Source organism: Olivibacter jilunii (genome assembly GCF_900607235.1).
GTDB lineage: Bacteria > Bacteroidota > Bacteroidia > Sphingobacteriales > Sphingobacteriaceae > Olivibacter > Olivibacter oleidegradans.
Genome location: NZ_LR027861.1, coordinates 84,718 through 107,007, shown reverse-complemented (window position 1 = coordinate 107,007; position 22,290 = coordinate 84,718). Strand labels below are relative to the sequence as shown.

Here is a 22,290-nt window from a genome sequence, read left to right as displayed (position 1 = left end):
GGTTGAAAGGGCTAGGTATATATTTTGTAACGTTTGCCTTTTCATTGAAATGGTGAGGTTCATCAACTTTGTAACATGAACAAGTGAGATGTTAATATCAAGCTGTCATGTCTTAAGTGAAATACTAAACCATCAAAGAAATGAAAAAACTTTTTACAAGCTGTTTGCTCTTGACCTTATCCTTTATCGCTTTTGCACAACAGCATGGAGTAATTTCCGGAAAAGTGCAAGAATCGCTTACAAGAGCTTCCTTGCCGGGAGCCACTGTACGCCTCAATGTTGGAAACCGTTATACTATATCAGGTCAAAATGGCGACTATGAATTTTTAAATGTGCCTGCAGGAACCTATGAAATGGAAGTAATTTATATGGGTTATCAAAGGACAAAGCAACAGGTCCTGGTAACTGCGGGGGAAAATACAGTTGTCAATTTTATGTTAGAAGACGGTTCCGTTACGATGGACGAGGTAGTCATTATGGGTGATCGTCTCCGAGGACAGGCCAGGGCGCTTAATCAACAAAAAAGTAAATCTAATATCACCAATATCATTTCATCTGATCAAGTAGGACGTTTCCCTGATGCCAATATCGGTGACGCCTTGCGGCGCGTTCCTGGTATTACCATGCAGAATGACCAAGGAGAAGCCCGTAATATTATCGTGCGTGGATTGTCACCGGAGTTAAATTCCGTGACACTCAATGGCGATCGGATCCCTTCGGCAGAAGGCGACAATCGACGGGTACAAATGGATTTAATCCCCTCGGATATGATTTCAACCATCGAGGTGAATAAAACGTTAACGCCCGACATGGACGCGGATGCCATCGGTGGATCGGTGAACTTGATTACGAGGGCTTCACCAAATGGGCAACGGATATCAGCAACCTTAGCAGGCGGTTATAACCCCTTACACCAAACACCCATTTATACCGGTGCTTTTGTTTATGGAAACCGTTTTGCTAATAACAAATTCGGTATGGTGTTGAGTGGCTCTTACAACAATAATCAACTGGGCTCCGAAGGTATTGAAGGCGAATGGGAACAGGATAAAGATGGCAATGCGTGGTTATCTCGCGAAGATATTCGAAGATACAATGTGCACCGTGTTAGAAGAAGTGTGGCGGGAGCTTTTGATTATAAAATTAATGAGAATCATAGTTTATATGCTAATCTCATGTACAATTGGCGGGACGACTGGGAAAACCGATATCGTGTGCGAACCGATATGGAATTGGCGGAAGAAGATCTGGGAGTGGCGGGAGGTTTTAAACTCGATAAAATTTCGCGCGAAACTAAAGGGGGCATTGGTAATAACCGCGTTGATTATGCTCGCTTAGAAGACCAACGTGTGCAAAACTATTCATTGGGTGGGAATCACCTGCTGGGTTCGTCCTTGGATATGGATTGGGCGGTGAGTTATGCGAAGGCAAGTGAAGACCGGCCACATGAACGATACATTAACTACGAATACGAAAGCGAAGAAGACTTATTGATCCAACAAGTGCCCTCTTCTAATGATCGCCCGGTAGATTTAGTGTATGACCGTCCAAATGCTGGTTTAAGTCAACTTGACGCCATCAGCGAAAATCATGATTATACCGATGAAACCGAACTAGGTGCAAAACTGAACTTTCGGGTTCCTTTCTCCTTGATTGACGGTGAAAAAGGTCGCTTGCGTTTTGGTGCCCGCTTACGTCTGAAAGAGAAGGAACGGAGAAATGAATTCTTTGAATACACACCACTTGGCGGACAATATGATGTTTTAGGCAATGTGCAAACTGTCAATTGGACAGGTGCCTTTGAACCAGGTAACCAATATGCACCCGGTTTATTTGCCGACAAGCATTTATTGGGTAACCTTGATTTGACAGATGCGTCTCAGTTTGAGCAAGAGGATAAACCCGATGAGTATTTATCCGCAAATTATAAAGCCAAAGAACGAATAACCGCTGGTTATATTCGTTGGGATCAGGATTTCAATAGTCAATTGTCCATGATTTTAGGGGCAAGGATCGAACATACCAATATCGACTATACCGGAAATGTGGTGGCCGATGAGGAAGAACTGGCAGGTACAAGGTCTGTTAAAAATAGTTATACAAACGTATTACCGAGTGTAACTTTTAAGTATGTTCCTCAAGAAGACTTGGTATTAAGAGGTGCTGTTACAACGAGCTTGGCCAGACCGAACTATTATGCGATCGCCCCTTATGTACAGTCTAACATAGACGATGGTTTTGTCGTGGCGGGTAATCCGGATCTAAAAGCGACTTATGCTTGGAACTTCGATCTCATGGCGGAGAAGTATTTTAAGTCGGTCGGTATTATTTCCGGAGGTGTATATTATAAAAACTTGAAGAATTTTATTTATAAATACAGTAATAGAGATTATACGGCAGAACAGTTTGCAAACGATTTTCCAGGAGCAAGCAATTTAATTCCGGAAGGAGAAACTTGGCGTTTTGTGCAGGATCGTAACGGCGATAATGTGGATGTTTATGGTTTTGAGCTTGCTATTCAGCGTCAATTGGACTTCCTGCCCGGTAAATTCCTGAAAGGTTTTGGCGTATATGCCAACTACACCTACACCAAGTCGAAAGCGAAAGGTATTGCGGATGCGGATGGTAATCCGAGAGGTAATATGACTTTGCCACAAACTGCCCCACATATGGTGAATGGTTCGTTATCGTGGGAAAATAAACGCTTTTCCGCGCGTGTCTCAGCCAATTATACAGCTGCTTACATCGATGAAATAGGATCCGATGCTTTTAGCGATTTTTATTACGATAGCCAATTCTTCTTAGATGCAAATGCTTCGTATAAATTCGGAAAGTATATGCGCGTGTTTGCAGAAGCTAATAACCTGACCAATCAATCGTTACGCTATTATTGGGGCGCCAGTAATCGTCCGATGCAAAATGAGTTTTATAAACCACGTTATAATCTAGGTCTTAAGTTTGATATGTAAGTAATAATAGAAAAATAAAAGGGGCTGTCATGCACTAGATAGCCCTTTTTATTATAGGTCATGGTATATAACTGCGGCAACTTCGTTTATTAAGCGAACACTTTATAAGATTTTAATTAACAATAAATTAACATCAGGCGATTATTTTTGTGATATGGTACGTTTTCGTGTCTGTATCTTTGCAATTGCCTGGATATTATGCTATCCACGTTTTTTAACAGCGCAAACACCTTCTGCTGTTTTGGATATTGGGTATTTAGATCTGTATGATATTCGACCTTCCGATTCCTTATTAGTCATAGAGAATGAACGTTATCTGCAAGCCGAAAGGCAAGACGATAAGCTTAAACAAGCCTTATCCTTGCAAAAGATGGGGCAGATATGTTATAACTCGGGCCTCTTCGCACAGTCATTAAATTACCATCTACAAGCAGAAAAACTGCTGGAGCGAGGAAACCAAAGTCAACGAGCGGCAAACCTGAATGATTTAGCTCTCTTGTTATTTTTAAACAATCAAAGAGAAGAAGCTAAACGCCTTTATTTCCAAGCCTTAAATAGCTATAAAAGATCAGAAGACGTTAAAGGACAAGGAAATACTTATGGAAATCTTGGGCATCTTTATGAAAAATGTAGCGATTACGACAGCGCTTTTTACTTTCAACAAAAGGCTATGCAAGCCTTTGAGCAAATAAATGACTTAGACGGCATAGCTTTAATCAACGAGAATTTAGGAAGTATTTATGAAGACAAGGGAAGGTATGTTGAGGCCTATCAATACTTTACCAAAGCATTGAATCGTTTTAAAGCGAACGATAATATTCCAATGCTAATTGATGCCTATAATAACATAGGAGATATCAACAGAAAGACGGGCAAATACCAAGAGGCCTTGATCTATACCGGACTGGCCGAAAAGTTAGCTAAAGAAAACAAAGCATGGAGCAGATTAAGTAGTGCTTATAGGGACCTAGGGAAGACCTATAGTTTTCTGAAAAATGCGGATAGTGCATTTTACTATTTAGAGTTGAGTCGGAAGCTGTATATCGAAATCTATAATGAAGATAGTAAAAACCAAGCTGCTCTGCTTAAGGTACTTTATGATATTGATCGTAAAGACGCCCGCATCGCACAATTGGCGAAGGAGCGCAGAACGGCCATTATTATCTATGCAACACTTGGTATTATCGCTTGTTTATTGGTTCTTTTATTCATAATCGTGGTGAGAAACCAGCGGCAAAAAATACGCAATGAAAGGCAGCTTCGCGATCAGGAAACGGATCTGCTGCAGGCTAAGCAACGTTTAATGGAAGTCGAGCTGCAAAATAAAAAACTTCAGGAAGAGCAATTACAGATCGAAATCGAAAGCAAAGCAAAAGAAATTACGTCTCATACGCTCCAGGCAATTGAAAAAAATAAATTGCTGGAGGAAATGAAACTGGCTTTGACTGAAATTATTCGAAACGATAGTAGAAGCTATAAAAAAGAGCTTAGGCAATTACTCAATAAGATTAACCAAAGCTTTCATAAAGAAGCTAGCTGGGTTGATTTCCGAAGAGTATTCGAAGAAATTAATCAAGATTTCTTTCTGCATTTACAACAGATTAACCCTGATTTATCTGCGGCAGATCTGCGCTTGGTTTCCCTCATCAAACTCAACATGAATACACCGGACATGGCTGCCCTCTTGGGTATCTCTACAGACAGTCTTCGTGTATCCAGGTATCGTCTTCGTAAAAAATTAGGTGTCGAGCCGGGCAAGAGTTTAACAGCATTTCTTCAAGCTATATAAAGCGTTCTTGCTTATGGTTTAATTAGGCTTTCCACCCTAATACTTTATAGTATTGTTATTATTAGCAAAGGGTTGGTAAGGGGTTAATAAGGTGTTGACAAAGGGTTAATAAGGGTATTGTCCTTATTAACCCTTTGTTAAAACTCTATAAATGCATCATTAATACTATTTCAATAACAGAGAAGAGGCGGGCATAATCTAGATTTAGGACGTATTGTTACAAATTGTTGCCTTTATTTTTAATCATGTTCACTATTTGTAACGCGTGAAAATTGATTTTATTCAGTCAATAAAGGCATTTTTGTGAGAAAAAGAATAATGAACAAAAGAAATAAAGTATACCTCGTTTTAGCGTTTATGGCTACTGTACTGGCTTTTGGTTGTCAATCGGCTAGCAATAAAAATGATAGTAAATCAACTCAACCATTGGATCATCCAACAGATACATTAGTTGCAACGGTCATTACCGAAAAAGTTAAACATGATAGTGATGATCCGGCCATTTGGATTGATTCAGAACAGGTGGAAAAAAGCCTAATTATCGGAACGGATAAAGATAGTGATGGAGCTCTCTATGCTTTTAATCTGCAGGGGAAAATTGTCAAAAGAGTAGAGGGGATTAAAAGGCCGAACAACGTTGATATTGCTTACGGTTTTCAATTGAACGGGAAAAGTGTGGACATTGCGGTGTTGACTGAGCGTGAGACAAATAAAATACGAGTTTTTACGCTGCCTGACTTAAGTCCCGTGGATAACGGCGGAATAGATGTATTTGTAGGTGAAGAGGAGCGAGCTCCAATGGGCATTGCTTTGTATACGCGGCCGAGAGACAAGCAAGTATTTGCGGTGGTAGGCAGAAAATCGGGCCCGGCAGTGGGTTATTTATGGCAATATCGGTTAAGAGACAATGGAGCCGGATCTGTCAGCGGTGACCTTGTACGGAAATTTGGGAAGTATAGTGGCAAGAAGGAAATTGAAGCCATTGCGGTCGATAACGAACTGGGCTATATCTATTATTCCGATGAACAAACGGGGATTCGGAAATATATGGCTGACCCTGCGGTAAATAATAATGAAGAACTAGCTCTTTTCGGACAAAGTGGTTTTTCAAAGGATCATGAAGGAATTGCTATTTACAAAACGGGGGCTGAAACCGGTTATATTCTCGTGTCTAACCAAGGCTCGCATACCTTTATGGTTTATCCTCGGGAAGGAACTAAAGCCAATAAAAACGAATATCCTTTATTAGCTGAAATTCCTGTTAGTGCAATGGAGACGGATGGAGCCGACGCTAGTTCCGTAAATTTAGGAGCGCAATTTCCTGAAGGGATTTTGGTGGCTATGAGTACCAACCGAACCTTTCATGTCTTTGATTGGAGAAAAGTAAACGAGCGAATTATCTCGAAAAAATAAAGGGTTGTTTATCATTGTTTCGTAATAACAAAACGCCGTCTGCGCAACTTGTGCAGACGGCATTGTCAAAACCCACTCCAGTAAATTAACGTTCTTCTTTATCTTGCCTGTATTCAATCTGATCGCAATGATGTACGTGTTTCCCAAAAAGCCTATTGCCTCGCCATTGGAAAGCGAAAATATTGGCTGCTATAAAAAGAAAAATAACGAGAATTGCAGCGACTTTCGAAATGGTCGCCAACACAGGCTTGCGGGAAAATCCCCCATAAATGTAGCCGATTATAAAAATCATGCAGGCTACAAAAAGTATCCGAATTGCAATGAAGACTAACATAATACCAAATTTTAAAATTAAACCTTCTCATAAGGCTTTCACCAAATTTCCTTTTTGATGCAGTTTTTTGCCTTACTGATTTAAAATTAGTGGCTTTGATTTTAGTATTTTAGGAAAGTAGACCAGGATAGCATATGTATCGACAAACAGCAAAAATTTAACTTCCGAGATTCAATAATTGATTAACTCGTTCCTTGAAAGATTCGCCAACCGGGATTTCTTGGTCTCGAATGCATACGAAATCACGTTTAATGGTCGTGATTTTATTTGCAGCAACCAGGTAAGATTTATGTGTACGTATAAAAGAAAAAGGCTGTAATCGTTCTTCTATCGATTTCATGGTCATGCGCGTCAACACGGGTTTGGATGTAGAGGATAAGTGAATTTTAATATAGTCCTTAAGCCCTTCCACATAGTCTATTTCGTTTATCAAAATCTTAACTAAAGTATACTCAACATGAACGAAGAAGTGATCCGTCTCCTCCTTTTTTGGTGTTACGGCGGTTTGCATGGCGAACAAGTCCTGTGCGCGATTGCAAGCTTTTAAAAATCTCTTAAAGCCAAAGGGCTTTAAGAGATAGTCTACCACCTGTAGATTAAAACCTTCTAACGCATATTGCTCATAAGCGGTAACCAAGATGATCAATGGTGGTTTTTTGAGTGTCTGCAGAAATTCCAGGCCACTTATTTGCGGCATTTGTATATCCAGAAAAATCAAATCGATCGGTTCTTGGTGCAATACAGCTGCCGCTTCCAGCGCATTTCTACAGGATTTTATTAAATTTAGAAAGGGTACTTGCCGAATATTATCTTCCATCAGCTCTCGCACCAATACTTCATCATCTACAATTAAACACCTCATCATATTAGTTTAAGTGTAAGTTGTATGCAAAACAGATTATTGTCTGCATTGGTTTTTAATGCGTATTTCTCTTTATATAAAAGTTCTAAACGCTGTTTCGTGTTCTCCAGTCCTATACCACTTGATCGTTCATGGACGGTTTTATGCTGGCTTTGATAGTGATTTCGAACTTCAAAAAAGAGCACGTCATCCTGTACTGTCAAAGAGATATGGATTTGTGGAGCTTCCAAGTGGGTAACACCGTGTTTAAAAGCATTTTCAACAAATGGTATAAGCAACATGGGTTCAATAACATATTGCTTGTCCTCGGCTGGCCTTGACAGCTGGCTGATTATCCTGACTTCTTGCCCAAATCGCAAGGCTTGCAGCTGAATGTAATTTTCTAAATATTCAATTTCCTTGATTAAAGCGACTTTTTTGCCTTCTGTGTCGTAAAGCATGTAACGCATTATACCTGACAACATAATAAGGGATTCTTCTAATTTATCAGATTTTTTTCGGGCAAGGGAAACCATGTTGGTCAATACGTTGAAAAGGAAATGCGGACTGATTTGCGTGCGGAGAAATTTAAGTTCGGCCTGTAATTGAACCGCGAGCCGTTCTTTTTGCAATCGTTCTGCTCGAATCCTGTTTAACACCATACGGTAAACAAAACTTATGACAAAGACAAGAATGGAAGGAGCGAAGAGGAATCTATAAACCAAAGGACTAGGGGGAATTTCAGCAAAATAGTTTAAAAGCAGCCAATGCTTTAATCGGAGAGAAACGAAAATTAACAAGAGGCTACCAACTATATATAACCACCAGAATCGTTTATTGAATAGCTTTGGATAAAGAAAATAGGCATTTCCATAAAATATGGCGGCATGTATTATGCCTGTTAGTGTAAAGAGCCAACCGGGTATAGCACCAATTTGATAATTATTGTCAGCCGATCCGATAAGATAGGGCAAAAGCAATAGGATGCTCCATATAAAAATATGAAGAGCCACGTGGACTTGCTTGAAGGATAAGGATGTTAACATGCTAACAAAGCTTCTTTATCAAGTTTTAAATGAAAGTAAGGAAATAGATTTGCTTGTGCAATCGGTTGTTCGCTACTATATACGATAAGGTTGTTATTGACGACGATTCAGGCATTTGTGTAGACAAAACATAAAATCAACGTACTTGCTTATGCCGATTGCGATCGTAATTAAGGGAATTTCATTGTTTATATAAAAAAGACTACCTTTGCTGCTAATATCGGCGCTCAGCCTTTGTCTTAATAAGTGTGGAGTTAATTTAACCAATAAATACTTCGCTAAAAAAAATAACCCTTTGTCTACTAAGTCTATATAGAATTTTCTAAAGAATATAGGGCGATTTTTTTATCAACCAATAAATTGAATACAATGAACTTTATTTCAAAAGAAGAGGTATTAAGCGCTTGCCTATCGCCTGAATTGGATAGTCGATTCAAGCATTTATGGCATTTAGTAGGTAATACGCCGATGCTGGAATTACATTACAAATATCTTGGAAAAGCCAATAAGATTTACGTCAAGTGCGAACATTATAATCTAACCGGAAGTATTAAAGACCGGATGGCTTTATATATTATGTATAAAGCTTATTTAGGGTGTCAAATAAAACCAACTGACACCATCGTTGAAGCAACGAGTGGGAATACGGGAATAGCCTTTTCAGCGATTGGCAGGGCGCTTGGGCACCCGGTTAAAATTATCATGCCTAACTGGCTTAGTCGCGAACGTATTGACATCATAAAAAGCATGGGAGCCGAGATTGTGTTGGTGAGTAAAGAGGAGGGTGGCTTTTTGGGAAGTATTAAAATGAGTGAAGAGATGGCTGAGAGAGGCGGTGTGTTTTTACCTCGCCAATTTGAAAACAGGTATAATTGTGAAGCACATGAACGAACAACAGGACGTGAAATTTGGGAACAATTAAAAAGCAAAGGCCTACAGCCAGATGCTTTTGTTGCCGGAGTCGGCACCGGTGGGACGGTCATGGGTGTAGGAAGTTATTTACGCAGTGTACATCCCCAAGTTCGGATTCATCCTTTGGAACCGGCCGAAAGTCCTACGCTATCTACAGGATTTAAAGTTGGCTCGCACCGGATACAAGGGATATCTGATGAATTTATACCGGCCATTGTTCAGTTAGATCAATTGGACAAGGTAATTCGGGCGAATGATGGTGATGCTATTTTGATGGCCCAAAAATTGGCCGAACAGTTAGGATTGGCCGTAGGAATCTCCTCGGGTGCTAATGTGATTGGAGCCATTAAGCTGAAGGAAGAATTGGGGGAAGATGCAGTTGTTGTTACTTTGCTATGTGATGACAATAAAAAGTACTTAAGCACCGATTTGGTTAGAGAAGAACCCGTAAGAGACGGATATATCGCTATGGCAGTTGACTTTAAAGAATATCATCCTATCTGTCGTTTAAAAGAACCTATGTTTGGAGCTTATTGAGATTTAAGGTAAGGTTTTAGGTATAGGGTATAAGGTATGCCGCCCCCCTATGCCCTATACCCTACGCTTATACCTTTCTACCAAACCCTGATTCGTTCATTCTCCGGCTTGTATAGCTTATCGCCTTCTTTTACATTAAAGGCTTTATACCAAGCATCCATATTAACTAAGGGGCCGATTGTCCGTGCTGTAGCAGGTGCATGGGGATCCACCAAGATCAATTGAGCGGCTGTTTCAGGTGTAGTATTCATACGCCATACCTGAGCCCATGATAAAAAGAAACGCTGATCAGGGGTAAAACCATCAATCTTTTCGTTGGATTGCCCTTGAGGAGTCTTTTTGAATGCTGCATAGGCCATGGCCAAACCGCCCAAATCCGCTAGATTTTCTCCCAAGGTGAGTTTGCCCTTTACATGAAGTGTATCAAGAACGGTGTAGCCATTGTATTGCTCCACCACCTTATTCGCCAATTTTTTGAAATTATCCGCATCTTCTTTTGTCCACCAGTCTTTTAAGTTACCATCGGCAGCGTATTGCCTTCCCTGATCGTCAAAGCCATGCGTCATCTCATGACCGATGACGGCGCCGATCCCACCATAATTAACTGCATCATCTGCCGAAAAGTCAAAAAACGGAAATTGTAAAATACCGGCTGGGAAAGCAATTTCATTGTTTGCCGGATTGTAATAGGCATTCACAGTCGGCGGTGTCATACCCCAACGTGTTCTGTCTACCGGTTTGCCTAACTGGTCCACCATGTCGTTATAGTTCCATGTCTTGGCACGGCGGATATTTCCATAATAATCATCCTTCTTTATTTCCAAACCGTCATAGGTTTCCCATTTATCGGGATAGCCGATTTTGGGTGTGAAGGCCTGTAGTTTTTCAATGGCCTTTTTCTTGGTCGTTTCACTCATCCAGTCCAGTGTCTTGATTCGTTCCTCGTAAGTTTCCGATAAATTCTTTACCAATTCAACCATTCGTTTTTTTGCATCAGGTTTGAAATATTTGGCTACATATAATTGGCCTAATAAGTCACCGATGGAACGATCAATCACTTCAAAACTGCGTTGCCAACGAGGTGTCATCTCTTTCTGACCTGTCAGGGCCTGTGTGAAAGCAAAATTAGCTTTGACAAAAGGCGTGCTTAAGTGTGGTGCTGCAGTTTTAAGCATATTCCATTGCAAATATGTTTTCCATTCGTCAACCGATTTTTTTGCAAGTAGCTTAGATGCCTCGACGAAAAATGAAGGATTGTTGACTATTACGCTGTCTGCATCCTCAATCTTTAGCGTACTAAAAGTCGTCTCCCAATTGAGTTGGGGAGCGTTCTTCTTTAAGTCGGCTAATGTAAGTTTGTTGTAGGTTCTGTAGGGATCTCGCATATCCTCCCGACTCCATTCGGCTTTCGCGAGAGCAGCTTCTATATTCCATATTTGTTCAAACTTTTTAACCGTTTCCGTGTCGTTAGTTCCTACCAGGGTAAATAGCTGCTGAACATAAGTTTCGTAAGCTTGTTTAATATCACGATTTCTCGTGTTATTAACTAGATAATAGTCGCGATCAGGGAGTGTGAGTCCACCTTGACCAAATTGCGCAATGTTGGCTGCTGTATTTTTTTCGTCTTGATCGACGTAAAAATTATAAAGAGGGGAACCAATTCCAATAGTTCGCTGAAATGCAATTTCTTTGACAACGCCATCGATATCCTTTATACTGTTGATGCGCGTTAAATCATCTTTAATTGGTTCTTTGCCCGCAGCATCGATTCCAACGCTATCCATCGCACTCGAGAAAAAATCCCCCACGCGTTGTTCTACGCTACCTGTTTTTGCATCTTTTTTTGTGGAAACCTCTTCCAAAATGCTCTTTACTGCTTTTGCGTTAAAATCTCGTAGTTGGTTGAAGCTACCCCAACGCGTTTCTTTGGCCGGTACTGGATTGTTTTTCAGCCAGACGCCGCTTGCATAATGAAAAAAATCATCTCCCGGTTTAAAAGTTGTGTCCATATTGGCAGGATCGATTAGTTTCTCAGGAGTATTAGTGAGTGTTGTGCTCTTTTCAGCTTGCGAGCAGCCTTGAAAGACAGCAAAGGCCAGACTGCAGTAAAGTAAAGGGGAATAATACTTCATGTGTGTTAAATTATTTGTTGTAGAAATTTGGCAAATTGAATCATTAAGTTAAAAATAAACAATTCTTTTTTATAGATGCCCAAATGTTTATTGCTTATTTGAACAAATACCGATTTGTTAGTCGGCCAATTTTTTTGAACGAAGGTAAAATTTTTGTTTTTGAATATATATGGATTGGTGTAACAATATTATAAGACGGAGAGGTTTCGGTGTCTGCCGCAAGCTAATTAATGACACCTCTTGACTAACATCTAAGAGCTGACTACAAAATAAATTTGGAAATATTAACACTGTTAACTATGTTTGCTGTGTTATTTGCTTGAGGTATAAAAAATGGGAATAAAGGAACGCAAAGAGAGGCATAAAGAAGATTTGCGTCAGCGTATTTTGGACGCTGCGAAAGTGCTGTTTTTGAAAGAAGGTTATGAAGCTACTTCTATCCGGAAAATAGCATCAGCCATTGAGTTCAGTCCGACTACCATTTATCTTTATTATAAAGATAAAAACGATATTATCTATACGTTACAGAAGGAAGGATTCAAGGTGTTGCGCACTAAATTTTCTGCCCTTAGTAACGTGGATGACCCATTTGAGCGCTTGAAAGCGATGGGGCGAACCTATTTGCAGTTTTCCATGGAAAATCGTGAATTTTATGAGCTTATGTTTATCATGAAGGAGCCTTTGGAATATCTTCAGAAAATTTGCGGTAGCGAGGCAGAGCAGTGGGACGATGGTGTAGAGGCTTTTAACTTTCTGGTTTACACCATCGCTGAATGTCAACGATCCGGTTATTTTAAGGGACATGACACTAAAATGTTTTCCTTGTTGGTTTGGTCGACCGTGCACGGCTTGTGTGCGCTTAATATGCACGGGCATATCACCCATGTCGTTGAGAAGCATTTGATTGAGCTAAAGGAGGGGACTCAAATTCTTGATTGCGCTTTTGATAGTTATATTAAATTTTTGGAACAGATAAAAGGTTAATTTTTTTATTCATTAAAGAACACTGTTAATAATGAAAACACTGTTTATAATAACTTGTTGTTTAGTGTTACTGATCCCCTTCTTGTCGAGGGCGCAAATCAGTACGCTAGATGCTTATATCGAGGAGGGAAGACATAACAATTTAGTGCTCAAGCAAAAAAACATTTCCTTGGATAAGGCGATGTTGGCTCTCCAGACAGCAAAGAGTATGTACCAGCCAAGCGTTGCTCTTCAGGCAACTTATAGCACGGCCTCGGGAGGTCGAAATATATTATTGCCTTTAGGTGATTTGATGAACCCGGTATATACGACCTTGAATCAATTGACAAATTCTCAAAACTTTCCTCAGCTGCAGAACGAATCGATCAATTTTTTGCCAAAGAACTATTATGACGCTCGGATTAGAACGACGGTACCCATTATTAATACGGATATTGGATACAATAAACGGATTAATGAGCAACAGGTTCATTTACAAGAATTTGAGGTGCAGACTTACGAGCGTGAATTGGTGAAAAATATTAAGTCGGCCTATTTCAACTTTTTAAATGCACACCAAGCTGTAAAAATATATGAATCGGCATTAAAACTGGCTGAGGAATCCAAGCGGGTTAACGAACGTCTATTGGCAAACGGTAAAGGACTACCGGCCTATGTGCTTCGCGCTAACAGCGAAATCGAGCAGGTAAGATCGCAGGTTACCCAGGCGGAGCAACAACAAATAAACGCTCGGTTATATTTTAACGCATTACTCAACAGAAAAGGAGAGACATTCATAGATACTCTGTATAATGCTGATGCGGCCTTGGAAAAAGCAACTGTTCTGTTACAGGCAGATCCTGATATTCAGTCACGTGAGGAGTTGAAATCACTTCAACAAGTGATAGCTATCAATGAAAATGTCATTAAGATGAACAAAAAGTTTTCCATTCCTAAGATCAGCGGATTTTTGGATTTGGGCTCCCAAGCGGAACAAATGCGTTTCAACGATCAATCGCGTTATTTGATGGTTGGTTTGCAATTTGATTTGCCTATATATACCGGTAATAGAAACCGCATAAAAATCAAGCAGTCGCAATTAGAGTTGGCTGACGCATCTCTTAATAGAGCGCATGTGCAGCAACAACTGGAAGTGAGCTCGAGGATCGCGAAGAACAATCTGATTGCCGCGTGGCAGAATTATCACTCTTCTTTAAAACAATTAGAGGCTGCCGCGTCTTATCAACGGCTGATTGAAAAGGGGTATAAAGTAGGTTCTAATACATACATTGAAACAATTGACGCAAGAAATCAATTAACCACTGCTCAATTATCTACACTCATTAATAAATATAACGTCTTGTTGGCTGCCGCGGAGTTGGAAAGGGAAACAGCCACTTATCCATTAAAAAAATAAGATTATGAATAGATTTGGTTCTCTATTAGTACTTCTGGTTGCTTTTGTTTCCTGTAAAAGCACCAGCGATCGATCGGCCGATGGGCTCCGTGAGGATACGATACCCGTAAAATTATTAACATTATCTCAGAAATCGGTGGGACAGCAAATCAAGACATCCGGCGTTTTTACAACCGACAACGAAGCGATTCTTTCTTTTAAAAATGGTGGCGTAGTTAGTAAGATATATGTGAAAGAGGGTGATGCCGTGCAAACCGGTCAATTGTTGGCAACGTTGAATCCGACAGAGGTTGCTGCGAGTGTCGGACAGGCTAAGCTTTCTGAGGAAAAAGCACAACGTGATTTTCAGCGGGCCCAAGCCTTATTCAAAGATAGTGTAGCCACCCTTGAACAGTTACAGAATGCCGAAACTGCCCTTCGAATTGCTCAAGAGCAATTGCGGGCAGCCAATTATAATCGAAATCAAACTGAGATTAGGGCGGCTTCAGCAGGTTATGTGCTGAAACGCTTTGTGAATGACGGGCAAGTTGTGGGTCCGGGAAGTCCTGTGCTTCAGTTGAATAGGACGGGGGGCAGCGATTGGCAGTTGAAAGTAGGTGTGAGTGATCAACAGTGGTCGCGTATAGCGGTTGGTGATTCTGCTATTATCTCTTCCGAAGTGCTTGGGAACAAGGTGGCAGCGCTGGTTTATAAAAAATCGGAAGGGATCGACCCCGCTTCCGGTGTATTCACCATTATGCTTAAACTTCTTCCGGGTGATTACGGCAAAAAAATCGGTGCGGGTATGTTTGCCCAAGCTGTCATACAGACGAAGGAAGATGCGTCTCATTGGCAAATACCCTACGATGCTATTTTAGATGGCGATGCCGGAAAGGCTTTTGTTTTCGTTACGAATGACGGAAAAACAGCTAGGCAGGTTGAGGTAAAGGTGGATGCTATTCAACAAAATACGGTGTCAATCTCAGCGGGATTGGAAAACATCCCATCGTTGATTATTTCAGGAAGTGCCTATTTAACAGATGGGTCGCCAATTAAAGTGGTTAAGTAGGTAAGTAGTTGAGTGGTTAAGTCGTTAAGTAGTTGAGTGGTTAAGTGGTTAAGTAGTTAAGTAGTAGAGCAGGAATTCGTTAAGTAGCAGAAAGCTGATTGCTGACTGCTGAAAGCTAAAAAAAATGAACCTTTCATCGTATGCAATAAAGAACAGCCAGTTCACCTTGATTATGGTCATCATGGTGGTAGTAGTGGGCATAAGCACTATGTTAAGCATGCCCAGGGCAGAAGATCCGGAAATGCAAACGCCTATGTTTCCGGTGGTAGTGGTATATCCCGGGACAAGTCCAAAAGATATGGAGGAACTGGTGGTTAAGCCAATGGAAACGAAGATATATGGCTTGGATGATATTAAGCGGATTAAAACTACCATTTTAAATGGGCTCGCTGTATTAACGGTGGAGTATAAGTTTGAAAGTGATTACGATAGTAAATATCAGGAGCTGGTGCGGGAAATCGGCGCATTACGCGCAGAGTTGCCTCAAGATATTTATAATATAGACATTCAGAAGGTGGAACCCAGCGGGGTAAATGTTGTTCAGTTGGCGTTAATATCCCAAAATGCATCCCGAAAGGCATTAAAGAAAGTAGCGGAAAATCTACAAGATGAATTGGAGAAGATTTCGTCACTCAAAGAAGTGAAAATAAGTGGTTTGCCCGAGCAGCTGGTGCGCATAGATGTTCACCCCGATCGTTTGGCGCAGATGCGTATTCCACTTAACACGGTGATGGAAGCGGTTCAAAGTGAAGCCGCTAATATTCCGGGCGGTAGCATATTGGGTGGAGGGAAGTCCTTCAGTGTCAAAACCAGCGGTAACTACCAAAGTATCGGTGAGATTGGGAATACGATTGTATTCAGTAGCGAAGGGAAAAATGTATTGTTAAAGGATGTTGCGGATGTTTATCCGGACTTTGCACCTGATGACCACATTACCCGCCTAAATAGTTACCGTTGCTTGCTAATTAATGCAGCACAGAAATCCGGTGAAAATATAAGCAAAACGCAAGAGGCTTATTTGCCTGTTATTGAAAAATTTAAGCAAAGCTTGCCAAAAAACATGGATTTGGTGTTGCACTTTGATCAGGCGGAGAATGTTAATCATCGCTTGAGCGGTTTGGGTATTGATTTTTTAATTGCTGTTTCATTGGTTTTAATTACCTTATTGCCATTAGGAAATCGGGCTTCCATGGTCGTGATGATAGCGATACCTCTTTCTCTTTCCATCGGTTTAGTGCTCTTACATATTTTTGGTTTCAGTTTAAACCAATTAAGTATCGTTGGTTTTGTTGTTGCACTGGGACTTTTGGTGGACGACAGCATCGTTGTGGTTGAAAACATAGAACGATGGCTGCGGGAAGGACATTCAAGGCTTGATGCTGCGATAAAAGGAACAGGGCAAATTGCTATGGCGGTTCTGGGTTGTACGGCAACGCTGGTCATTGCCTTTATGCCATTAATGTTTATGCCGGAAGCTTCCGGTGATTTCATTAGAAGTTTGCCGGTAGCCGTTATCAGCACCGTCATTGCCTCGATGATTATTGCGCTGACGGTTGTGCCCTTTCTATCAAGTCGTTTGTTGAAAGCGCATGAGAACCCGGAAGGAAATGCTGTATTAAGGGCTTTTCAACGGATCATTCACGGAACCTATGCCGTCTTGCTGGATAAGGCGCTTAAAAAACCGTGGATCGCGATATTGGTGGCAGGCATCATTTTCATTGGTTCGCTGGGTTTGATTCCTGTCATTGGCTTCAGTTTGTTCCCGGCATCGGAGAAGCCACAATTTTTAATTGATATTTCTGCACCACAGCAAGCAAGTATATTTTATACCGATAGCATTACCAGACAAATAGAACGAGAATTAAAATCGATTCCTCAGGTGCAGTATTATACAGCGAATGTGGGCAAAGGTAACCCACGTATTTACTATAACGTTGCCCAACAAAATCAGCGCACCGACTTTGCTGAAATTTTCGTTCAACTTAGGAGTGACGTTAAATCAGATGAAAAGGTCGCCATTATCGAAAGGTTAAGAGATGCGTGGACGCCGTACCCGGGCGCTAAGGTAGAAGTAAAAGATTTTGAGCAAGGCGTGCCCATTATATCACCGGTTGAAGTTCGTTTGTTTGGTGAAAATTTAGACACTTTACGATCGTTGGCCGCTCATGTTGAACAAACTTTAAAAGAAACAGAAGGGACCATTTATGTGAATAACCCCGTTAAGAACTATAAAACCGATATTCGTTTAAGCATTAACAAGGAAAAAGCACTAAGTCTTGGCGTGCCTAGTGTTTCCATCGATAGAACAATTCGTATGGCGTTGGTAGGTATCGATTTAGCTACTTATACAAATCCTGCTTCAGACGATGACGACTACCGTATACGCCTTAGCGTGCCAAGAGCGGCTTATCCGGATTTATCGGTACTAAATAATCTTTACGTAAACAATGTACAAGGCGTAGCTATACCATTAAAGCAATTAGCCGAAGTCGGCTTTGAGTCGTCGCCTGTCAGCATAAATCACATCAACAAGATACGAACGATTTCGGTTAATGCGTTTGTTAAGAAAGGGTATTTAAATGATCGGGTTATCAATGAGGTAATTAAGAAGATGGATAGTATGAAGCTACCAACCGGTTACCACTACGAAATGGGTGGTGAAGTAGAAAGTAGACAAGAGTCATTCGGTGGGTTTGGAACCGTCATTATGGTTACCGTTTTTCTCTTTATTGCAGTACTTGTATTGGAGTTCAAGACCTTCAAGAGTACACTTATTGTTCTTTCAGTCATTCCATTAGGTATCGTCGGGGCGGTACTGGCGTTGCTGGTCACCGGTAACACGTTATCCTTTGTAGCCACGATCGGTATTGTGGCGTTAGCAGGCATAGAGGTCAAGAACACAATTTTGCTGGTGGATTTTACCAATCAACTCAGGCGTGAAGGTATGGAATTGAATGAGGCAATTGAGAAGGCAGGTGAAATAAGATTTTTACCTATCATTCTAACGACACTGACAGCCATTGGCGGTTTGCTACCGATTGCTTGGTCGAGTAATCCCCTCATTTCGCCTTTGGCTATTGTTATGATAGGCGGATTAATTAGCTCGACCCTTCTGTCGCGGATCATAACACCGGTCGTATATAAACTCATGCCGCCACGAATTGATTAACAGCCTGGCAAAAGAATAGTTATGCAGATACTCATAGCACCTAATGCGTTTAAGAATAGCTTGGCGGCCGATCAAGCAGCCATTGCACTGGCTGAAGGCCTGAAAGAGAGTGGGCTGATATGTTCCCTTAGCTGTTTTCCAATTGGAGACGGGGGCGATGGCACCATGAAGTTGTTGATCAAACATCTGTGTCTGAATACTGTTGAAGTCAATACAATTGATCCTTTAGGTAGGCCAATCAAGGCCAATTACGGCTATGATCAGAAGACTGCTACTGCGTACATTGAAATGGCCGATGCATCGGGGATACGATTGCTAGCCGACAATGAACTAAATCCCATGAAGGCAACCAGTCAGGGAACCGGACTTATGATAAAGGATGCTCTAGTCAGGGGTGCAAGATATATTGTTTTAGGTGTAGGAGGTTCGGCAACCGTGGATGGAGCTTGTGGTATATTAAGCGCAATGGGCGCCAAGTTTCTAGATAAAAAGGGGGAGGAGCTAAAGGTATCTCCATTGGAACTTTTGAAACTTGATAGAATTGATTTGTCGGGATTAGACAAGCGAATTGAATACTGTCGGTTTACTGTTTTAACAGATGTAAAAAACAAGCTGCTAGGGAGCAAGGGGGCCGCTTTTGTATTTGGACCACAAAAAGGTGCTTCCGTGGAACAACAGGAGGTATTGGACGATATTTTAGAGCATTTGAATTGTATCTGGACAACTCAGCTAAAGAAAGATGCCGGTCGGTTAATAGGAGGTGGTGCAGCAGGTGGGGTGGCTGCGGGATTGTGGGCTATGTTGGATGCCGAGCTATTGAATGGGATTGATTATTTCTTGAAAGTGACGGACTTCGATAAAAAGCTCACCAAAGCCGATTTGCTGATAACAGGAGAGGGGGCTATTGACTTACAAACATTGGATGGAAAAGGCCCTTTCGGTGTGGCATATAGGGCGAAAGCCTTGGGACTACCTGTCATCGGAGTAGCCGGTAACGTCCCCCTGCAAACGAATGAACAAATGGACGCTTATTTTGATATCTTAATTCCAACGGGGCATGGAGCAGTGTCCCTTGAGGAACTAAAAAAATGTACTGCTGAAAACCTAGAACGCACCGGCAAATTGATAGGAAAGTTCCTACAATTTGCATCAAAAAAAACTGTTAAATAAATTTTATTTATTAGAAAACAAATTCTATATTTGCACTCCGTTTACAAAAGAATACGATTGTTAAATGGAAAGATCGGGGTGTAGCGTAGCCCGGTATCGCGCCACATTTGGGATGTGGAGGTCGTAGGTTCGAATCCTGCCACCCCGACGGACAAAAAGCTCTTGCGAAAGCAAGGGCTTTTGTTGTTTTACAACGAGCCAAGCTTGCTTGAGCGAGTTGTAAAACAACAAAAGCCAAGCACGTAGTGCGGAGCTTTTTGTCTGTCATCCTCACCTATAGGATCACCGAGCGCAGCGAGGTAATCCTGCTACTCTTCCTATACCCAACTTCTGTCAATGGAATGGTTGTCGAGCACGTAAGCATATTGCTCGATTTATTGCTATCCGTTAATGGCTAATAAGTTATGCTTCCAAGGTATTAATTGAAATTAAGTATAAAAAAAATTGCGCAAGTAAATGCTTGCTTTTATATTTGCAAGCAAATACTTGCATATTATGGAGACACGAAGAGATGTATTTCAAGCTATTGCAGACCCGACACGGAGAGCTATTATCGGTATGATTGCAAAAGAACCTGTCAATGTCAACACCATTGCTGAACAGTTTGATGTAAGTCGGCAAGCCATATCACTCCATTTAAAAATATTAGCAGAATGTGGTTTGCTAAATATGAAGCAACAAGGACGTGAACGGATTTGCGAAGCAAAATTGGAAAAACTGAACGAAATAAACGAATGGGTATCACAGTACAAACAGTTTTGGGAAAGCAAATTGGACGCATTGGGCAAATTTCTTAACAACAATAAAAGATCAAAATAATGAACAAGAAAATAGTAGTAATCGAACGTATTTACGAAGCCACGATTGAAAAAGTTTGGGAAGCTCTTACGAATAAAGACCAAATGAAACAGTGGTATTTTGACGTATCCGACTTCAAAGCAGAAGTTGGATTTGAGTTTCAATTTTCTGCAGAAAACGAGGGGAAAATATATTTGCACAAGTGTAAGGTTGTGGAAGCTAAGCCAATAACAAAAATTGCTTATACTTGGAGCTATGAGGGTTATGAGGGACAATCATTAGTAACATTTGAGTTGTTTAGTGAAGACGAGAACAAAACCCGTTTGAAACTGACCCATTCAGGTACGGACAGCTTTCTGTCGCATCCTGACTTCGAAAAAGCAGATTTCAATGAGGGTTGGGAAAGTATCCTTGGGCAATCGCTTCGCAATTTTGTGGAAACAGACAGCTTTAACAAGTCAATTCGCATTCGGGCAAGTCTGAAAAATATTTGGGATATTGTTCTTAATCCTAATAATCAATGGGGAACAGCATTTGGTGGAGGTGCGATTGCAGAAACAGATTGGAATGAAGGCTCGCTAATTATTTGGAGAGATGCAGAAAACAATATCGGTGCAACTGGAGTAGTAGAAGTTCATAGACCGGAAGAATATTTACAACTGCATTACTATGATGATGTGGAACAGAAACCCAAAACCGCATTAGGCGATTACTATGAGAAGTATCGTATCGTTCCTGATAAAGACGGATACATACTTTCCATTGAAGTTGGTAAAATGGCAAAAAGCGATATCCCGTTTCATCAGAAAATGTGGGATGATGCGATAAACATTATCAAGGAACTCTCCGAAAAAGAATAAAACAAAAATTCAAGCTTACTGTATGGATTATTTAGGGTATATAATTGGGATTATCGTCACCTTTCTTATTGGATTTTTAGCTTTGGAAACAAGGCTAATTAAGATGGAAAATACAACCGAAACACACACAAAGAAATATTTTCCTGAATCGAGAACAACAAGGTAAGCGGACGGTTATTCAAGGTCAGAAATTGTTTATTTCTCCGAAAACAAAAAGATTGATATGGAACTCTCTTCACAAGCGAAAAACATCTTGGCTCAGATCAATGCTAAAACTAAGCTGGGAGACCTACGAAAAATTGCGGGTGAGATAAAAAAAGACCACGAATTGGCTTTGGAGCTTTGGTCAACAGGCCAATTTTTACCCCGACAGTTGGCAATTTTGATTATGGACAAAAAGCAACTCTCGCAAAAACTCATTGACAATTTGGATAACGACATGAAGCAACATCATGAAGATGAAAGACTTCAACTAATAGACCGGTTAATGGCAAACCAACTTTCAAAAGACAAAAAGACTATTTCATTAATGGAAACTTGGGAAAACAGTCAATCTTCACTACAAAGACGAATTTTTTGGTATTACCAAGCTCGTTTACGTTGGGTTGGACAAACGCCACCGTCAAATAGTGAAGAATTGCTTTCTAAAATTGAAGCACGTATCGAAAAAGAAGTGCCTGAAGTTCAATGGGCAATGAATTTCACGACGGCTCAAATCGGAATTTTTGAAGAGAAGTATCGTCCGAGATGTGTTGCACTGGGAGAACGTACAGGGCTGTATAAAGATGAAATAGTTGCTAAAAATTGTACACCCAATTATTTGCCCAAATTAATAGCCATACAAGTAGCTAAGCTGAAAAAATAAAGGAGTAGCGTATAGATGGATGAACAA

At 40.7% G+C, this 22,290-nt stretch carries 16 protein-coding genes and 1 tRNA gene; 13 read left to right on the top strand and 4 right to left on the bottom strand.

Features of this window, described 5'->3' with window-relative positions; translation table 11 throughout:
* The first annotated feature begins 140 nt into the window (after positions 1–140).
* The 3 genes from E0E36_RS26895 (at position 141) to E0E36_RS26885 (ending at position 6,171) form a co-directional block, all read left to right on the top strand.
* On the top strand, positions 141–2,969 hold the full coding sequence (locus E0E36_RS26895) for a TonB-dependent receptor (protein WP_130858503.1): 2,829 nt from the start codon (positions 141–143) through the stop codon (positions 2,967–2,969).
* A 154-nt stretch (positions 2,970–3,123) separates the two neighbouring features.
* Positions 3,124–4,758: a tetratricopeptide repeat protein gene (locus E0E36_RS26890; RefSeq protein ID WP_130858502.1), complete on the top strand. Its 1,635-nt coding sequence runs from the start codon at positions 3,124–3,126 to the stop codon at positions 4,756–4,758.
* A gap of 318 nt (positions 4,759–5,076) precedes the next feature.
* On the top strand, positions 5,077–6,171 hold the full coding sequence (locus tag E0E36_RS26885) for a phytase (protein ID WP_130858501.1): 1,095 nt from the start codon (positions 5,077–5,079) through the stop codon (positions 6,169–6,171).
* 85 nt (positions 6,172–6,256) lie between these two features.
* Here the strand turns inward: E0E36_RS26885 and E0E36_RS26880 are convergent, their stop codons facing one another.
* From E0E36_RS26880 to E0E36_RS26870, 3 genes are all read right to left on the bottom strand, one after another.
* Entirely contained in the window at positions 6,257–6,505 is a 249-nt protein-coding gene (locus E0E36_RS26880) for a hypothetical protein (RefSeq protein WP_013667860.1), read from the bottom strand.
* 157 nt (positions 6,506–6,662) lie between these two features.
* Positions 6,663–7,370, bottom strand: a complete 708-nt coding sequence (locus E0E36_RS26875; protein ID WP_130858500.1) for a LytR/AlgR family response regulator transcription factor — start codon at positions 7,368–7,370, stop codon at positions 6,663–6,665.
* The gene (locus E0E36_RS26870; protein ID WP_130858499.1) at positions 7,367–8,392 is read right to left on the bottom strand and encodes a sensor histidine kinase; all 1,026 of its coding nucleotides are present in this window, start codon (positions 8,390–8,392) and stop codon (positions 7,367–7,369) included. Before E0E36_RS26870 ends, E0E36_RS26875 begins: the two co-directional genes overlap by 4 nt.
* 369 nt (positions 8,393–8,761) lie before the next feature.
* Here E0E36_RS26870 and E0E36_RS26865 point away from each other — a divergent pair, with 369 nt between their 5' ends.
* Entirely contained in the window at positions 8,762–9,841 is a 1,080-nt protein-coding gene (locus E0E36_RS26865) for a PLP-dependent cysteine synthase family protein (RefSeq protein WP_130858498.1), read from the top strand.
* 77 nt (positions 9,842–9,918) lie between these two features.
* Here E0E36_RS26865 and E0E36_RS26860 read toward each other — a convergent pair whose 3' ends face one another.
* Positions 9,919–11,973: a M13 family metallopeptidase gene (locus E0E36_RS26860; RefSeq protein ID WP_130858497.1), complete on the bottom strand. Its 2,055-nt coding sequence runs from the start codon at positions 11,971–11,973 to the stop codon at positions 9,919–9,921.
* Positions 11,974–12,306: 333 nt separating this feature from the next.
* On the opposite strand from E0E36_RS26860, the gene E0E36_RS26855 reads away from it, so the two are divergent.
* The 9 genes from E0E36_RS26855 to E0E36_RS26815 all read left to right on the top strand — a co-directional run bounded on the left by E0E36_RS26855 (position 12,307) and on the right by E0E36_RS26815 (position 22,263).
* Entirely contained in the window at positions 12,307–12,957 is a 651-nt protein-coding gene (locus tag E0E36_RS26855) for a TetR/AcrR family transcriptional regulator (protein ID WP_013667855.1), read from the top strand.
* Positions 12,958–12,988: 31 nt separating this feature from the next.
* Complete coding sequence (locus tag E0E36_RS26850) at positions 12,989–14,353, top strand: TolC family protein (protein ID WP_130858496.1); 1,365 nt, start codon at positions 12,989–12,991, stop codon at positions 14,351–14,353.
* Between the two features lie 4 nt (positions 14,354–14,357).
* A complete protein-coding gene (locus E0E36_RS26845) occupies positions 14,358–15,401 on the top strand; it encodes an efflux RND transporter periplasmic adaptor subunit (RefSeq protein WP_130858495.1) in 1,044 nt (347 codons plus the stop codon).
* A gap of 124 nt (positions 15,402–15,525) precedes the next feature.
* Positions 15,526–18,570 carry an efflux RND transporter permease subunit gene (locus E0E36_RS26840; RefSeq protein ID WP_130858494.1) on the top strand — a complete coding sequence of 1,015 codons (3,045 nt, stop codon included), beginning with the start codon at positions 15,526–15,528 and terminating at the stop codon, positions 18,568–18,570.
* A 21-nt stretch (positions 18,571–18,591) separates the two neighbouring features.
* Positions 18,592–19,740 (top strand): glycerate kinase family protein, encoded by a 1,149-nt coding sequence (locus E0E36_RS26835; protein WP_130858493.1) that lies wholly within the window; start codon positions 18,592–18,594, stop codon positions 19,738–19,740.
* A gap of 74 nt (positions 19,741–19,814) precedes the next feature.
* Positions 19,815–19,888: transfer RNA gene (locus E0E36_RS26830), tRNA-Pro, on the top strand.
* 347 nt (positions 19,889–20,235) lie between these two features.
* On the top strand, positions 20,236–20,559 hold the full coding sequence (locus E0E36_RS26825; protein ID WP_242627407.1) for an ArsR/SmtB family transcription factor: 324 nt from the start codon (positions 20,236–20,238) through the stop codon (positions 20,557–20,559).
* The gene (locus tag E0E36_RS26820) at positions 20,559–21,398 is read left to right on the top strand and encodes an SRPBCC family protein (RefSeq protein ID WP_165447093.1); all 840 of its coding nucleotides are present in this window, start codon (positions 20,559–20,561) and stop codon (positions 21,396–21,398) included. The genes E0E36_RS26825 and E0E36_RS26820 overlap by 1 nt, the downstream gene beginning before the upstream one ends.
* A gap of 223 nt (positions 21,399–21,621) precedes the next feature.
* On the top strand, positions 21,622–22,263 hold the full coding sequence (locus tag E0E36_RS26815) for a DNA alkylation repair protein (RefSeq protein WP_130858492.1): 642 nt from the start codon (positions 21,622–21,624) through the stop codon (positions 22,261–22,263).
* The last annotated feature ends 27 nt before the right edge of the window (positions 22,264–22,290 follow it).

Bases quoted from the DNA above. Each gene is read 5' to 3' on its own strand.
- E0E36_RS26845 (WP_130858495.1), top strand. From the start codon at position 14,358: ATGAATAGATTTGGTTCTCTATTAGTACTTCTGGTTGCTTTTGTTTCC.
- E0E36_RS26865 (WP_130858498.1), top strand. From the start codon at position 8,762: ATGAACTTTATTTCAAAAGAAGAGGTATTAAGCGCTTGCCTATCGCCT.
- E0E36_RS26895 (WP_130858503.1), top strand. From the start codon at position 141: ATGAAAAAACTTTTTACAAGCTGTTTGCTCTTGACCTTATCCTTTATC.
- E0E36_RS26825 (WP_242627407.1), top strand. From the start codon at position 20,236: ATGGAGACACGAAGAGATGTATTTCAAGCTATTGCAGACCCGACACGG.
- E0E36_RS26885 (WP_130858501.1), top strand. From the start codon at position 5,077: ATGAACAAAAGAAATAAAGTATACCTCGTTTTAGCGTTTATGGCTACT.
- E0E36_RS26855 (WP_013667855.1), top strand. From the start codon at position 12,307: ATGGGAATAAAGGAACGCAAAGAGAGGCATAAAGAAGATTTGCGTCAG.
- E0E36_RS26835 (WP_130858493.1), top strand. From the start codon at position 18,592: ATGCAGATACTCATAGCACCTAATGCGTTTAAGAATAGCTTGGCGGCC.
- E0E36_RS26890 (WP_130858502.1), top strand. From the start codon at position 3,124: ATGGTACGTTTTCGTGTCTGTATCTTTGCAATTGCCTGGATATTATGC.
- E0E36_RS26875 (WP_130858500.1), bottom strand. From the start codon at position 7,370: ATGATGAGGTGTTTAATTGTAGATGATGAAGTATTGGTGCGAGAGCTG.
- E0E36_RS26815 (WP_130858492.1), top strand. From the start codon at position 21,622: ATGGAACTCTCTTCACAAGCGAAAAACATCTTGGCTCAGATCAATGCT.
- E0E36_RS26870 (WP_130858499.1), bottom strand. From the start codon at position 8,392: ATGTTAACATCCTTATCCTTCAAGCAAGTCCACGTGGCTCTTCATATT.
- E0E36_RS26820 (WP_165447093.1), top strand. From the start codon at position 20,559: ATGAACAAGAAAATAGTAGTAATCGAACGTATTTACGAAGCCACGATT.
- E0E36_RS26850 (WP_130858496.1), top strand. From the start codon at position 12,989: ATGAAAACACTGTTTATAATAACTTGTTGTTTAGTGTTACTGATCCCC.
- E0E36_RS26840 (WP_130858494.1), top strand. From the start codon at position 15,526: ATGAACCTTTCATCGTATGCAATAAAGAACAGCCAGTTCACCTTGATT.
- E0E36_RS26860 (WP_130858497.1), bottom strand. From the start codon at position 11,973: ATGAAGTATTATTCCCCTTTACTTTACTGCAGTCTGGCCTTTGCTGTC.
- E0E36_RS26880 (WP_013667860.1), bottom strand. From the start codon at position 6,505: ATGTTAGTCTTCATTGCAATTCGGATACTTTTTGTAGCCTGCATGATT.